The 13,313-nt window shown below is 73.3% G+C and carries 14 protein-coding genes; 11 read left to right on the forward strand and 3 right to left on the reverse strand.

Going from position 1 to position 13,313, the window contains the following annotated elements; genetic code table 11:
• Positions 1–30: 30 nt before the first annotated feature.
• The 5 genes from ABFT23_RS12825 (at position 31) to hemB (ending at position 5,817) form a co-directional block, all read left to right on the forward strand.
• Positions 31–690: a redox-sensing transcriptional repressor Rex gene (locus ABFT23_RS12825; protein WP_347895736.1), complete on the forward strand. Its 660-nt coding sequence runs from the start codon at positions 31–33 to the stop codon at positions 688–690.
• Positions 687–1,976, forward strand: coding sequence for a glutamyl-tRNA reductase (locus tag ABFT23_RS12830; RefSeq protein ID WP_347895738.1), 1,290 nt, complete (start codon positions 687–689; stop codon positions 1,974–1,976). The genes ABFT23_RS12825 and ABFT23_RS12830 overlap by 4 nt, the downstream gene beginning before the upstream one ends.
• Positions 1,973–2,935, forward strand: coding sequence for a hydroxymethylbilane synthase (gene hemC, locus ABFT23_RS12835; protein ID WP_347895740.1), 963 nt, complete (start codon positions 1,973–1,975; stop codon positions 2,933–2,935). Before ABFT23_RS12830 ends, hemC begins: the two co-directional genes overlap by 4 nt.
• An 85-nt stretch (positions 2,936–3,020) precedes the next feature.
• The gene (locus ABFT23_RS12840; RefSeq protein ID WP_347895742.1) at positions 3,021–4,727 is read left to right on the forward strand and encodes a bifunctional uroporphyrinogen-III C-methyltransferase/uroporphyrinogen-III synthase; all 1,707 of its coding nucleotides are present in this window, start codon (positions 3,021–3,023) and stop codon (positions 4,725–4,727) included.
• 97 nt (positions 4,728–4,824) lie between these two features.
• The gene (gene hemB, locus ABFT23_RS12845) at positions 4,825–5,817 is read left to right on the forward strand and encodes a porphobilinogen synthase (protein WP_347895744.1); all 993 of its coding nucleotides are present in this window, start codon (positions 4,825–4,827) and stop codon (positions 5,815–5,817) included.
• A 24-nt stretch (positions 5,818–5,841) separates the two neighbouring features.
• On the opposite strand, the gene ABFT23_RS12850 is transcribed toward hemB, so the two are convergent.
• Entirely contained in the window at positions 5,842–7,077 is a 1,236-nt protein-coding gene (locus ABFT23_RS12850) for a lytic transglycosylase domain-containing protein (RefSeq protein WP_347895746.1), read from the reverse strand.
• Between the two features lie 259 nt (positions 7,078–7,336).
• Between ABFT23_RS12850 and hemL the strand changes: the two genes are divergently transcribed.
• Genes hemL through ccsB form a run of 5 tightly spaced genes read left to right on the forward strand, consistent with a single transcriptional unit; the run spans position 7,337 to position 12,557 of the window.
• Positions 7,337–8,674, forward strand: a complete 1,338-nt coding sequence (gene hemL, locus ABFT23_RS12855) for a glutamate-1-semialdehyde 2,1-aminomutase (protein WP_347895748.1) — start codon at positions 7,337–7,339, stop codon at positions 8,672–8,674.
• On the forward strand, positions 8,674–9,354 hold the full coding sequence (locus ABFT23_RS12860; RefSeq protein WP_347895750.1) for a histidine phosphatase family protein: 681 nt from the start codon (positions 8,674–8,676) through the stop codon (positions 9,352–9,354). The genes hemL and ABFT23_RS12860 overlap by 1 nt, the downstream gene beginning before the upstream one ends.
• On the forward strand, positions 9,351–9,902 hold the full coding sequence (locus ABFT23_RS12865) for a TlpA family protein disulfide reductase (RefSeq protein ID WP_347895752.1): 552 nt from the start codon (positions 9,351–9,353) through the stop codon (positions 9,900–9,902). Before ABFT23_RS12860 ends, ABFT23_RS12865 begins: the two co-directional genes overlap by 4 nt.
• A complete protein-coding gene (gene resB / locus ABFT23_RS12870) occupies positions 9,895–11,535 on the forward strand; it encodes a cytochrome c biogenesis protein ResB (protein WP_347895754.1) in 1,641 nt (546 codons plus the stop codon). The genes ABFT23_RS12865 and resB overlap by 8 nt, the downstream gene beginning before the upstream one ends.
• On the forward strand, positions 11,532–12,557 hold the full coding sequence (ccsB, locus tag ABFT23_RS12875; RefSeq protein ID WP_347895756.1) for a c-type cytochrome biogenesis protein CcsB: 1,026 nt from the start codon (positions 11,532–11,534) through the stop codon (positions 12,555–12,557). Before resB ends, ccsB begins: the two co-directional genes overlap by 4 nt.
• Positions 12,558–12,661: 104 nt before the next feature.
• Here ccsB and ABFT23_RS12880 read toward each other — a convergent pair whose 3' ends face one another.
• On the reverse strand, positions 12,662–12,850 hold the full coding sequence (locus ABFT23_RS12880) for a hypothetical protein (protein WP_347895758.1): 189 nt from the start codon (positions 12,848–12,850) through the stop codon (positions 12,662–12,664).
• Between the two features lie 50 nt (positions 12,851–12,900).
• Here ABFT23_RS12880 and ABFT23_RS12885 point away from each other — a divergent pair, with 50 nt between their 5' ends.
• Positions 12,901–13,176, forward strand: a complete 276-nt coding sequence (locus tag ABFT23_RS12885; RefSeq protein WP_347895760.1) for a DUF4229 domain-containing protein — start codon at positions 12,901–12,903, stop codon at positions 13,174–13,176.
• Here ABFT23_RS12885 and ABFT23_RS12890 read toward each other — a convergent pair.
• The gene (locus ABFT23_RS12890; protein WP_347895762.1) at positions 13,173–13,310 is read right to left on the reverse strand and encodes a hypothetical protein; all 138 of its coding nucleotides are present in this window, start codon (positions 13,308–13,310) and stop codon (positions 13,173–13,175) included. The two genes, ABFT23_RS12885 and ABFT23_RS12890, sit on opposite strands and share 4 nt — an antisense overlap.
• Positions 13,311–13,313 lie beyond the last annotated feature (3 nt).

Consider the following 13,313-nt stretch of genomic DNA (forward strand, 5'->3'; position numbering starts at 1 on the left):
CTCCCGAGGGTCCGACTAGGAAGCAGAGTCGTGACTGCCCGCAGCTCGAGCGAGACGGCCCGGGACATCCCGGAGGCCACCGTCGCCCGCCTGCCCGTCTACCTCCGGGCGCTGACCTCCTTGTCCGAGGAGGGCATCCGCACCTGCTCGAGCGAGGAGCTCGCAGGTGCGGCCGGCGTCAACTCCGCCAAGCTCCGCAAGGACCTGTCCTACCTCGGCTCCTACGGCACCCGCGGGGTCGGCTACGACGTCGACTACCTGCGCTACCAGATCGCTCGCGAGATCGGCGTCACGCAGGACTGGCCGGTCGTCATCGTCGGCATCGGCAACCTGGGCCACGCGCTGGCCAACTACTCCGGCTTCCGCAGCCGCGGCTTCCGGGTCGTCGCGCTGCTCGACGCCGACGAGACGCGTCACGGCGAGGAGGTCGCCGGCGTCGAGGTCCGCGCGTTCGAGGACCTCGAGGAGATCGTCACGACCCATGGCGTGGCCATCGGCGTCATCGCGACACCGGCCGCGTCGTCGCACGACGTCGCCGACCGCATGGTCGCCTGCGGCATCACCAGCATCTTGAACTTCGCACCGTCGGTGCTCTCCGTGCCCAACGGGGTCGACGTGCGCAAGGTGGACCTGTCGATCGAGCTCCAGATCCTGGCCTACCACGAGCAGCGGAAGGCGAACGCAGTATGAGCGTCCTGGTCGTCGGCATCTCCCACAACTCCGCGCCGGTCTCGGTGCTCGAGCGCGTCGCGCTCGACGCCGACGGCGCCCACAAGCTCCTCACCGACGCCGCGGCGTGCGCCCACGTGACCGAGGCCGCCGTCGTCTCCACCTGCAACCGGGTCGAGGTCTACGCCGAGGTCGACCGCTTCCACGGCAGCGTCGAGGCGCTCTCGCGGCTGCTGCTCGAGCGCGGCGGCGACGCCGAGACGATGCTGCCCCACCTCTACGTGCACTACGACGACGGGGCCGTCGCCCACCTGTTCCAAGTGGCGGCCGGGCTCGACTCGATGGCCGTCGGCGAGGGCCAGATCCTCGGCCAGGCGCGCGAGGCGCTGCGCTCGGGCCAGGAGGCCGGCACCGTCGGCACCGCCCTCAACTCGCTGTTCCAGCAGGCGCTGCGCGTGGGCAAGCGCGCCCGCGCCGAGACGGGCATCGATCGCGTCGCCCCCACCCTCGTCACCGCCGGCCTCGGTCCCGTCGACGGCGTCGAGGGTGCCTCGGTCGTCGTCGTCGGTGCCGGCGCGATGGCCGGCCTCGCCACGGCCACCGTCAGCCGCATGGGCGCCGCGCGCATCAGCGTCGTCAACCGCACCCCCGACCGCGCCCGGCGCCTCGCCGCCGAGCACGGTGGCCGCGCCGTCGCGCTCGCAGACCTGCCGGCCGAGGTCGCCGAGGCCGACGTCGTCATCACCTGCGCCGGCGCCACCGGCGTGCTGGTCACCCGCGACATGGTCGCCACCGCGCGCGAGGGCCGCGACCGTCCGCTGCTGGTCGTCGACCTCGCGCTGCCGCACGACGTCGAGCCCAGCGTCGGCGACCTGCCCGGCGTCCGTCTCGTGGGGCTCGCCGAGCTCGGCGACACGCTGGCCGACTCCGACGCCGGCCGCGAGGTCGTCGAGGTGCGACGCATCGTCGGCGAGGAGGTCGCCGCCTTCCTCACCGCCCGCCGCCAGGCCAAGGTCAAGCCCACCGTCGTCGCGCTCCGCTCGATGGCCACCTCCGTCGTCGACGCCGAGCTGGCCCGGCTCGAGTCGCGCCTGCCGCAGCTCGACGACGCCGCCCGCGCCGAGATCCGCCACACCGTGCGCCGCGTCGCCGACAAGCTCCTCCACGAGCCCACCGTGCGCGTCAAGGAGCTCAGCGACGAGCAGGGCGCGGTGTCCTACGAACGGGCCCTCGCCGAGCTCTTCGCCCTCGACCCCGATTCCGTCGACGCCGTCACGCGCGCCACCGTGAGCGAGGAGCGCCCATGACGGCCACCTCGTCCGCCGCGGCGCCGGCCACCGCCACCGTGCGGGTCGGCACCCGCCGCAGCCTGCTCGCCACCACGCAGGCCGGCCACGTCGCCGACCTCATCCGCGAGCGCCTCGGCCGCGAGGCCGAGCTCGTCGAGATCACCACCGACGGCGACCGCAGCCAGGCCGCGGGCACCCCGCTGGCCGGCAGCAGCACCACCGGCGTCTTCGTCGGCGCGCTCCGCGAGGCGCTGCGCGACGGTCGCGTCGACGTCGCCGTCCACTCGCTCAAGGACCTCCCCACCCAGCCGGCCGACGGGCTGACGCTCGCCGCCGTCCCGCCGCGCGAGGACCCCCGCGACGTCGTCGTGGCCCGCGACGGCCTCACCCTCGGCGAGCTGCCCGCCGGCGCCCGCATCGGCACCGGCTCGCCGCGCCGCGTCGCCCAGCTGCACGCCCTCGGTCTCGGGCTCGACGTCGTCGGCGTCCGCGGCAACGTCGACAGCCGCATCGGCAAGGTCCGCGACGGCGAGCTCGACGGCGTCGTGCTGGCCCGGGCCGGGCTGTCGCGCATCGGGCGCCTCGACGACGCCACCGAGGTCCTCGACCCGCTCCAGATGCTGCCGGCGCCGGGCCAGGGCGCCCTCGCCGTCGAGTGCCGCAGCGACGACGACCTCGCCGCCGCGCTCGCCGTGCTCGACGACGCTCCCACGCGCGCCGCCGTCGTCGCCGAGCGGGCCGTGCTCGCCACCCTCGAGGGCGGCTGCTCGGCCGCCGTCGGGGCGCTCGCCGAGATCGTCGAGGGCGACGACGGCGACGAGCTCTGGGTGCGGGCCATCGCGCTCTCGGTCGACGGCGGCCTGTCCGTGCGCATGTCGGCCGCCGGCGATCCCGCCGACGCCGCCGGCGTCGGCCACCGGCTCGCCGACGAGATGCTCGCCGACGGCGCCGGGCAGCTCGACGACCCGCCCGCCTGATCCCGCACGACCCGCACGACCTGCACGACCCGCACCACCCGCAACACCGCCAGAACGACCGCACACCAGTCAGCAGAGGTGCCGCATGACCCGAGCCAAGACCCTTTCCGACGGAAAGAGCCCCGAGACCGTCGCCGACCGCATTGCCCGCTCGTGGGTGTCGTTCGTCGGCAGCGGCCCTGGCGATCCCGACCTGCTGACCGTCCGCGCGGTCGACCTGCTCCGCCGCGCCGACGTCGTCGTCACCGAGACGCCCGAGCACGCCGCCCTGGTGCGCACCGTGCTCGGTCTCCCGGCCCCGGTCGAGCCGGCGGTCGACGCCGCCGACGAGACCGAGCAGGTCGGCCCCGAGCTGGTCGACGGCGGCTTCGGCGAGGACGGCCAGCCGCTCACCCACGCCAACCGCGCCAAGGTCGTCGTCAAGCAGGCCAAGCGTGGCCTGCGCGTCGTCCGGCTGCTCGCCGGCGACCCGTTCCTCTACGCCAGCGGTCCCGAGGAGGCGCAAGCCTGCGCCAAGGCCGGCATCGGCTTCGAGATCGTGCCCGGCGTCTCGTCGGTCTCCGCGGTGCCCGCCTACGCCGGCATCCCGCTGACCACCAAGGACCACCGTGAGGTCGCCGTGGTCACCTGTGGCGACCACGCCGCCTCGCGCACCGACTGGACGACGTACGCCGACGACCGCACGCTCGTGCTGCTCTCGGCCGTCGGCCAGATCGGCGACATCGCCAAGGCCCTCGTCGCCGCGGGCCGCTCGGCCGAGACCCCGGTCGCGGTCACCCGCGTCGGCACCACCACCGAGCAGACGACGGTCACCTCGACCCTCGAGCACGTCGCTGCCGACGTCCGCACCGCGCGCATCGCGCCGCCGGCCGTCGTCGTGATCGGCAAGGTCGTCGACCTGCGCGAGACGCTGTCGTGGTTCGAGACCAAGCCGCTGTTCGGCTGGCGCGTGCTGGTACCCCGCACCAAGGACCAGGCCGCCTCGCTGTCGCTGGGCCTGCGCGGCCACGGCGCCGTGCCCGAGGAGGTGCCCACCATCTCGGTCGAGCCGCCGCGCAACCCGCTGCAGATGGACAAGGCCGTCCGTGGCCTCGTCGAGGGCCGCTACGAGTGGATCGCGTTCACCTCGGTCAACGCGGTCAAGGCCGTGCGCGAGAAGTTCGAGGAGTACGGCCTCGACGCTCGCGCGTTCTCGGGCCTCAAGATCGCCGCCGTCGGCGACAAGACCGCGGCCGCGATCGCCGCGTGGGGCCTGCGGGCCGACCTCGTGCCCTCGGGCGAGCAGTCGGCCGCCGGCCTGCTGGCCGACTGGCCCGAGTACGACGACGTCCTCGACCCGATCAACCGGGTCTTCCTGCCCCGCGCCGACATCGCCACCGAGACCCTCGTGGCCGGCCTGGTCGAGCTCGGATGGGAGTGCGACGACGTCACCGCCTACCGCACGGTGCGGGCCACCCCGCCGCCGGCGCCCACGCGCGACGCCATCAAGTCGGGCAAGTTCGACGCCGTCGTCTTCACGTCGTCGTCGACCGTGCGCAACCTGGTCGGCATCGCCGGCAAGCCGCACCCCTCCACCGTGATCGCGGTGATCGGTCCGGCCACGGCCAAGACCGCCGAGGAGCACGGCCTGCGCGTCGACGTCCTGGCGCCCAAGCCCGACGTCGACGAGCTCGTCGGCGCGCTTGCCGACTTCGGTGCCGCGCGTCGTCTCGCCATGCTCGAGGCCGGCGAGCCGGTCACCAAGCCCTCCGACCGCAAGCCGCCCGCACGGCGCTCGCGCGCCAAGGCCTGAGTGCCCGGGGCTGAGTTTCACCGGTTAACCGGTGAAACTCAGCCATCTGGCCTGAACCTTCGGGCCACAACCGTGAGTTTCGTGCAAGGAGTTCGTGGTGAGCCCTGATCCGATCGAGCGACCGGTCGTCCGTCCCCGCCGGTTGCGGACGACGCCGGCGCTGCGGCGCGCGGTCGCCGAGACCTCGCTCGAGGCGCGCCAGCTGATCCTGCCGGTCTTCGTGCGCGAGGGGCTGAGCGAGCCGAAGCCGATCTCGTCGATGCCGGGCGTCGTCCAGCACACGCGCTCGTCGCTGCTCGCGGCGGCGTCCGAGGCGGCCGAGCTGGGCCTGGCCGGGATCATGCTGTTCGGCATCCCCGAGCACAAGGACGCCGTCGGCTCGGCCGGGGTCGACCCCGACGGCGTGCTCAACCGGGCCGTCGCCGACGTCAAGGCCGAGGTCGGCGACGCGCTGCCGGTGATGGCCGACCTGTGCCTCGACGAGTTCACCGACCACGGCCACTGCGGCGTGCTCGACGCCGCGGGCCGCGTCGACAACGACGCCACGCTCGAGGTCTACGCCGAGATGGCGCGGGCGCAGGCCGCGGCCGGCGTCGACCTCGTCGGGCCGAGCGGGATGATGGACGGCCAGGTCGCCGTCGTCCGGCAGGCGCTCGACGGCGCCGGCCACACCGACGTCGCCGTGCTGGCCTACTCGGCCAAGTACGCCTCGGCGTTCTTCGGCCCGTTCCGCGAGGCCGTCGACTCGTCGCTGCAGGGCGACCGCCGCACCTACCAGCAGGACCCCGCCAACGGGCGCGAGGGCGTGCGCGAGGCGCTGCTCGACGTCGCCGAGGGCGCCGACGTCGTGATGGTCAAGCCCGCCCTGGCCTACCTCGACGTCGTCCGCCGGGTGCGCGACGCCGTCGACGTGCCGGTCGCGGCCTACAACATCTCCGGCGAGTACGCAATGGTCGAGGCGGCCGCGGCGAACGGTTGGATCGACCGCGACGCCGCCATCCTCGAGACCCTCGTCTCGATCCGCCGGGCCGGCGCCGACCTGGTGCTCACCTACTGGGCCGCCGAGGCGGCCTCCCGCCTGCTGCGCTGACGGCCGCTCCGGCCGGCACGAGCGCTACCGGGTCGTGTACTCCTTCACGCACAGGTCGAAGGGGTCGTTGTTGACCAGCAGGTTGTTCACGTGGCCGTCGAGGGTGCACTGCACGATGGCCTGGGCGACCGTGAGCACGTCGTCGACCGGCTGGACGCCGGTCGTGGGCAGCGGCGCCACCGAGACCGGGGGCAGCGAGGGCACCGGGAGCGACGGCACCGACGGCGCGGGGCCGGACGACGGCGGGGCCTGGCTCGGCTCCTCCTCGGCGGGCTCGGGCGCGGCCGGCTGGTCGGTGCCGGCGCTCGGCTGGTCGCCGCCGGGCACGGGCTCGGCGTCGCTACGGGTGTCCTTGGTTTCGCCCTTGCCGCCGCGGCCGCCGGACGGCGCGGGCGCCGTGGACGGGTTGGGCGTCAGGTAGCCGGCGGCGATGGTGCCGTCGGGGACGGCGGTGAAGTCGCCCTCGAGGTAGGAGTCGGCGACGTCGAGCACGAGGTCGACGTAGCGCTGCGAGTGGTTGTAGCGGTAGACCGCGGCGCGCTGGCCCGACAGCGTGGAGAGGTCGTCGTCGCCGCTGCACAGGTAGACGGCCGTGGCGAGAGCGGCGTCGTCGATGTCCTGCGGGTTGCGGACGCCGTCGTTGTCGGAGTCGACACCCACGACCGCCCAGGTGGACGGGATGAACTGCATGGGCCCGACCGCGCGGTCGAAGGCGGTGTCGCCGTCGTACTGGCCGGCGTCGGTGTCGCGGATGAGCGCGGTGCCGTTCTTGCCGTTGAGCGGCAGCCCGACGATGTCGGGGCGGGCGATGCCGTCGGCGTCGAGCGCGCTGCCGCCGAAGCGGCCGTGGTCGGACTCGACACGGCCGATCGCGGCCACGAGCTGCCAGCTGAGCCGGCAGGCCTTGTCGGCGGCGTTGATGACGGTCTCGGCGCGCTGGTAGGCGGCGAGCGCGGAGGAGGGGATGCCGTTGGTGGACGACGTGGCCACGATCTGCTCGGCGTCGCCGTCGACCCCGCCGACGGAGCCGGTGGTGGACGTCGAGTCGGTGACGGAGGCGGGGGCCTCGATGGCCTCGGCCGGCACGCTGGAGCCGTCGGGGAGCGTGGCGTCGTCGGGGCTGGCCGCGGCGCCGGCGGAGCCTCCGCCGGGCGACGAGGTGGCCGCCGAGGTGATGCTGGCCGTCCACGCGGCCGACAGCAGGGCCAGCGGGACCAGCGCGGCAGCCTTCTTCGCCTGCCTGGTTCGCGTTCCGGACATTGTGCTCTCCCTCGGATGTGTCCACGAGCGCCGACGGCCCCATGCCGCGCTGTTGCAGACCCAACTGACTGTTCCACGAGAAGTTACGGTCGTCACTCCATCGGCGCATCACCCCGTGACCTACGACACCTATGTTACGCACAAGTATCCCGTCGCTGACCGGCCACGACGAGAATCCGGCCGCCGCGGGCCGTGAGGCTCGGCGCCGTCGGCCCCGGGCGGATGTGGCCGCTCACCGGCCCTCGGCGACAATGAACAGGTGACCGCGCCCCAGGAGACCCAGTCCCAGTCGGCGGCGCTCTTCGAGCGGGCCCGCGCCGTCATCCCGGGTGGGGTGTCCTCGCCGGTACGCGCGTTCAACGCCGTCGGCGGCACGCCCCGTTTCATCACCTCGGCGTCGGGGGCCTGGCTCACCGACGCCGACGGCACCGAGCTGGTCGACCTCGTCGGCTCGTGGGGCCCGATGCTGCTCGGCCACGCGCACCCCGACGTGCTGGCCGCCGTCCAGGCCGCCGTCGCGCGCGGCACGTCGTACGGCGCCCCGACCGAGCCCGAGGTGGCGCTGGGGGAGGAGATCGTCGCCCGGACGCCGGTCGAGCGGGTCCGGTTCGTCTCCTCCGGCACCGAGGCCACGATGTCGGCCATCCGGCTGGCGCGCGGGTTCACCGGTCGTGACGTCGTGGTGAAGTTCGCGGGCTGCTACCACGGCCACGTCGACTCGCTGCTGGCCTCGGCCGGCTCGGGGCTCGCCACCTTCGCCGTGCCCGGCACGCCGGGCGTGCCCGAGTCGTCGACGGCGCTCACCCTCGTGCTGCCCTACAACGACCCCGCCGCGGTCGAGGCCGTCTTCGCCGAGCACGGAGACCGGATCGCCTGCCTGGTCACCGAGGCGGCCCCGGGCAACATGGGCGTCGTCCCGCCCGAGCCCGGCTTCAACCGCTTCCTCGCCGCCACCTGCCGGGCCCACGGCGCCCTGTTCGTGAGCGACGAGGTGATGACCGGCTTCCGCGCCTCGCGCCAGGGCTACTGGGGCCTCGACGGCGCCGTCGAGGGCTGGGCGCCCGACCTGATGACGTTCGGCAAGGTGATGGGCGGCGGCTTCCCGGCCGCGGCGTTCGGCGGCCGCGCCGACGTCATGTCGATGCTCGCCCCCGAGGGCCCCGTCTACCAGGCCGGCACGCTGTCGGGGAACCCCGTCGCCACCACGGCCGGCCTCGCCACGCTCCGCCTGGCCACCGACGACGTCTACGCCCACGTCGGTGCCGTGGCCGAGACCGTCAAGACCGCCGCGTCCGAGGCGCTCACCGCCGCCGGCGTCGCGCACGTCGTGCAGTCGGCCGGCACGATGTTCTCGGTCTTCTTGTGCCACGGCCCGATCCGCGACTTCGACGACGCCTCGCGCACCGACTCGGCCGCCTACGCGGCGTTCTTCCACTCGATGCTCGACGCCGGCGTCTACCTGCCGCCGTCGGCCTACGAGGCGTGGTTCCTCTCCGCGGCCCACGACGACCGGGCCGTGCAGGTGGTGCTCGACGCGCTGCCGGCCGCGGCCACGGCCGCCGCCCGCGTGCAGTCGGCCGAGGGGCGGCTCGACTGATGGCGACGCCCGACACGATCGTCCACCTGCTGCGCCACGGCGAGGTGCACAACCCCGACGGCGTCCTCTACGGACGTCGCGACGGCTTCCACCTCTCCGACCTCGGCCGGCAGATGGCCGAGAAGGTCGCCGCCAGCCTCCAGCACCGCGACATCGTGCACCTGGTCTCCTCACCGCTCGAGCGGGCGCAGGAGACCGCCGCGCCGCTCGCGCACGCGGTCGGGCTCGACGTCCGGCTCGACGAGCGGGTGATCGAGTCGAGCTCGAAGTTCGAGGGCATGAGCTTCGCCGCGGGCCGCAACGGCCTGAAGAACCCGTCGTCGTGGCGGCACCTGTGGAACCCGCTGCGCCCGTCGTGGGGCGAGCCCTACAAGGACATCGTGGCCCGCATGATGCCGGCCGTGCACGCGGCGCGTGAGGCCGCGGCCGGGCACGAGGCCGTCGTCGTCTCGCACCAGCTGCCCATCTGGACGACGCGCCTGCACCTCGAGCGCCGACGTACCTTCCTGCACGACCCCCGCAAGCGCCAGTGCACGCTGTGCTCGGTCACCTCGCTGCACTTCGTCGGCGACCGCGTCACCCAGATCGCCTACAGCGAGCCCGCCGGCGACCTCATCCCGGTGGGCGACAAGCACGCGCCGTTCTCGGCCGGGGGCGCGCCCGAGGAGAAGCGGCCGTGAGGCGCGTCGTCGGCGCCGTCGTCGCGCTGCTCGCCCTGACGGCCCTGTCGGGGTGCAGCGGGCTGAGCGGCACCGACGACGTCAACTACCGCACCGACGGCGCCGGCATCGTGCAGGTCGACCCCGACGACCGCGCCGGCCCGGTCGACATCGCCGGCACCACCCTCGACGGCGACGAGCTCGACCTCGCCGACCTGCGCGGGGGAGTGGTCGTGCTCAACGTGTGGGGCTCGTGGTGCACGCCGTGCCGCGACGAGGCGCCCGTGCTCAAGCTCGCCTCCGAGGAGCTCGACGCCGAGTTCGTCGGCCTGAGCTTCCGGGAGACGTCGTCCGACAACGCGCGCTCCTTCGAGCGCGAGTACGGCATCGAGTACCCCACCATCACCGACGAGGAGCAGGTGCTCGAGCTCGGCCGGTTCGTGCCGCGCACCCCGCCGTCGACCTACGTGCTCGATGCCGAGGGCCGCGTCGCCGCCGTCATCACCGGCGCCGTCACCTCCAGCGGCACGCTCGAGGACGTCGTCACCGAGGTGGCCGACGGTGGCTGACGTCGCCAGCCGGCCCGAGGGCCACGTCGACGGACCGCCGCCCGACGACGGTGGCGGACGCCGTCCCGGCGAGCTCGGCGTGCGCGAGCTGGGCCGCTGGACCTGGCGCCAGGTCACCTCGATGCGCACGGCCCTCGTGCTGCTGCTCCTGCTCGCGCTCGCCGCGATCCCCGGCTCGGTGATCCCGCAGGAGAACGTCGACTCGCTCGAGGTCTCGCGCTGGAAGGCCGACCACCCGAGCCTGACGCCGGTCTACGAGCGGCTCGGGCTCTTCTCGGTCTACGACTCGCCGTGGTTCTCGGCGATCTACATCTTGCTGATGGTCTCGCTGGTCGGCTGCATCGTGCCGCGCACGTTCGTCTACGCCCGCGCGCTGCGCGCCCAGCCACCGGCCACGCCGCGCAACCTCGCCCGCCTGCCCGACCACACGTCGTACACCACCGACCTCGAGCCCGACGCCGTCCTGGCCCGCGCGCGCGAGGTGCTCGGCAAGCGGCGCTACCGGCTGAGGGTCGCCGAGCCCGACGGCCCCGGCGCCGACAGCGTGAGCGCCGAGAAGGGCTTCGTGCGCGAGGCCGGCAACCTGCTCTTCCACGTCTCGGTGATCGTCGTCCTCGTGGGGTTCGCGATCGGTGGGCTGTTCGGCTACCAGGGCGGCGTGATCGTGCTGGTCAACGGCCAGCCGTTCACCAACACCGCCGCGTCCTACGACGACCTCGACCCCGGCAGCCTGTTCGGCGCCGACGACTTCGACCCCTTCTCGTTCCGGGTCGACGACTTCGACCTCGAGTGGCTCACCGAGGGCTCCGGCGCCGGCACCGCCCGCAAGTTCGAGGCGCAGATCGCCTACCGCGAGAACCCGGGCGACGAAGAGAAGAGCTACGACCTGCGGGTCAACCACCCGCTCTCGATCGGCGACACCGACGTCTTCCTCATCGGCCACGGCTACGCGCCGGTGATCACCGTGCGCGACGGCAACGGCGACATCGCCTACAGCGGGCCCACGGTGTTCCTGCCGACCGACCCGTCGTTCCAGTCGCTCGGAGTCGTCAAGGCGCCCAGCGCCCGACCGCAGCAGATCGGCCTCGAGGGCATCCTCTACCCGACCTACTTCTTCGTCGACGGCAACCCGACCACGCAGTTCCCCGCGCTCGGCCGCCCGCTCATCTCCATGCTCGCCTGGACCGGCGACCTCGGCCTCGACTCCGGCGTCCCGCAGTCGGTCTACGTGCTCGACACCGAGACCGCGACCCCGCTCGAGGACGCCGACGGCAAGCAGGTCCGCGTCGACCTCTTCGAGGGCGAGACCGAGCAGCTGCCCGGCGGCCTCGGCTCGGTCACCTTCGAGGGCGTGCAGCCGTGGGTGCGCGTGCAGATCAGCCAGACCCCGGGCAAGGAGATCGCGCTGCTGGGCGTCGTCCTGGCGCTCATCGGCCTGCTCGGCTCGTTGTACGTCCGGCCGCGCCGGGTGTGGGTGCGCGCCCGCCGCGTCGACGGCGACCACGGGTCTGGGACGATGGTCGAGGTGGCCCTGCTCGACCGCTCCGGCGGTGCCGACCTCACCACCGTGCTCGACGACCTCGTGGCCGACCTGACGTCTGCCCCGACCGCCCCGGCCAAGGAGACATCGTGACCGACACCGCGTGGGAGACGCTGAGCAACCAGGCGATCGGAGCCGCGGGCATCGTCTACTTCCTGGCGCTGCTCGTCACGCTCGCCGAGTGGGCCGCGCTGCGGCAGGTCGGCGTCGCCGAGACCACGGCCGCCCGCCAGCAGGGCGGCGGCGTCGCGCTCGCCGTCCGCACCGGCGACGACGGCGAGGCCGAGGCCCGCGAGCGTCGCTCGGCTTTCCTGGGCCGGCTCGGCACCATCCTCACCGTCATCGCCTGCACGGCGCACGGCGTCTCGCTCGTGGGGCGGGGCATGGCCGCCGACCCCAACCGCGTGCCGTGGGGCAACATGTACGAGTTCGTGGTCTCGGGCACCTTCGTGGTCACGCTCATCTACCTGGTGCTGCTGCGCAGGTACGCCCTGCAGTGGATGGCGCCGATCGTGCTCGCGTTCGTGACGGCCACGCTGATGGTCGCGGTGATCTGGCTGCACGCCGAGGTCGCCCCGCTCACCGAGGCGCTCAACTCCTACTGGCTCGTCATCCACGTCGTCTCGGCCGTCATCGCCACCGGCGCCTTCACCGTCGGCGGCATCCTGTCGGCGGTCTACCTGGTCAAGCTGCGCCGCGGGGGCGACGCCGCCGCCCGCCCCGGCTCCCGGGTGCCCTCGCTCGCCGTCCTCGACCGCACCGCCTACCGGGTGCACGCCTTCGCGTTCCCGGTCTGGACCTTCGCCGTGCTCATCACCGGCCCGATCTGGGCCCACGAGGCTTGGTCGCGCTACTGGAACTGGGACCCGAAGGAGGTGTGGGCGTTCATCACCTGGGTCGTCTACGCCGCCTACCTGCACGCCCGCGCGACGGCCGGCTGGAAGGGCCGCAATGCCGCGATCCTGGCGCTGGTCGGCGTGGCCACGCTGTGGTTCAACTTCATCGGCATCAACTACTTCTCGACCAGCTCGATGCACTCCTACGCCGGCGGCGCCGAGACGACGTCGCTCGTCGTCCGCGCCGAGCCGGCGCCGCTCGACGCCGGCACGCCCTAGCTCCTCAGGGACTGCAGCGCGTTCTCAGGGGTTGCAACACCGGGGAACGTCAGGAGTACCCGGTGCACCGGGTACTCCCCGCCCCGGCCTCCTCGGCCGGCCGGTCAGGCGTCCGGGTCCTCCGGGTTGAGCCGCTTGCGGTCGAGGTCGCGCAGGAAGTCCTCGTCGTCGTCGGGCGCGACGATCTTGGGCCGGGTCGGGCGCTGGGGCATCACGCCGCGCTCCTGGAAGACACGGATGAGCAGGTAGAGCGCCACCGCGAACAGGATGAGCACGAACAGGAACCGCAGCACGTCTCCAGGGTAGGCCCAGGGTGGTCACGGCGGGCCCGTACCCTGAGGGTGTGAAGGACTTCGTCGTCTACACCGCGCTGCGGTTCGGTCTGTTCCTGCTCACGTGGGCCGCGGTGACCGGCGCGTGGCTGCTGATCTTCGACGAGGAGCAGTACGGGCTGACGTTCCTGATCGCACTCGTGCTGAGCGGCATCGGCTCCTACTTCGTGCTCGCCGGGCCCCGCGAGAAGCTCGCCCGGCACGTGGAGGCCCGGGCCGGGCGCATGACCTCGGCCATGGAGGAGCGCACCGCCCGCGAGGACGCCGAGCGCTCCGAGGACCGCTAGCGCCTCTTGCGACGCTCGAGCTGGCCGCGGATGCGGCTCTCGGGCTGACCGAGGATCTTGGCCAGGATCTGCACCCGGAACTGGTACGCCGCGATCACCGCGCCGATGATCACGAGGAGCACGAGGAACTTCATGGT

It is taken from the genome of Nocardioides secundeburneus (assembly GCF_039939255.1).
Taxonomy (GTDB): domain Bacteria; phylum Actinomycetota; class Actinomycetes; order Propionibacteriales; family Nocardioidaceae; genus Nocardioides.

What these genes read in the sequence shown, in the direction of transcription:
- ABFT23_RS12840 (WP_347895742.1), top strand. Translation starts at nt 3,021, where the DNA reads ATGACCCGAGCCAAGACCCTTTCCGACGGAAAGAGCCCCGAGACCGTC.
- ABFT23_RS12860 (WP_347895750.1), top strand. Translation starts at nt 8,674, where the DNA reads ATGGCGACGCCCGACACGATCGTCCACCTGCTGCGCCACGGCGAGGTG.
- ABFT23_RS12830 (WP_347895738.1), top strand. Translation starts at nt 687, where the DNA reads ATGAGCGTCCTGGTCGTCGGCATCTCCCACAACTCCGCGCCGGTCTCG.
- hemC (WP_347895740.1), top strand. Translation starts at nt 1,973, where the DNA reads ATGACGGCCACCTCGTCCGCCGCGGCGCCGGCCACCGCCACCGTGCGG.
- ABFT23_RS12850 (WP_347895746.1), bottom strand. Translation starts at nt 7,077, where the DNA reads ATGTCCGGAACGCGAACCAGGCAGGCGAAGAAGGCTGCCGCGCTGGTC.
- ABFT23_RS12890 (WP_347895762.1), bottom strand. Translation starts at nt 13,310, where the DNA reads ATGAAGTTCCTCGTGCTCCTCGTGATCATCGGCGCGGTGATCGCGGCG.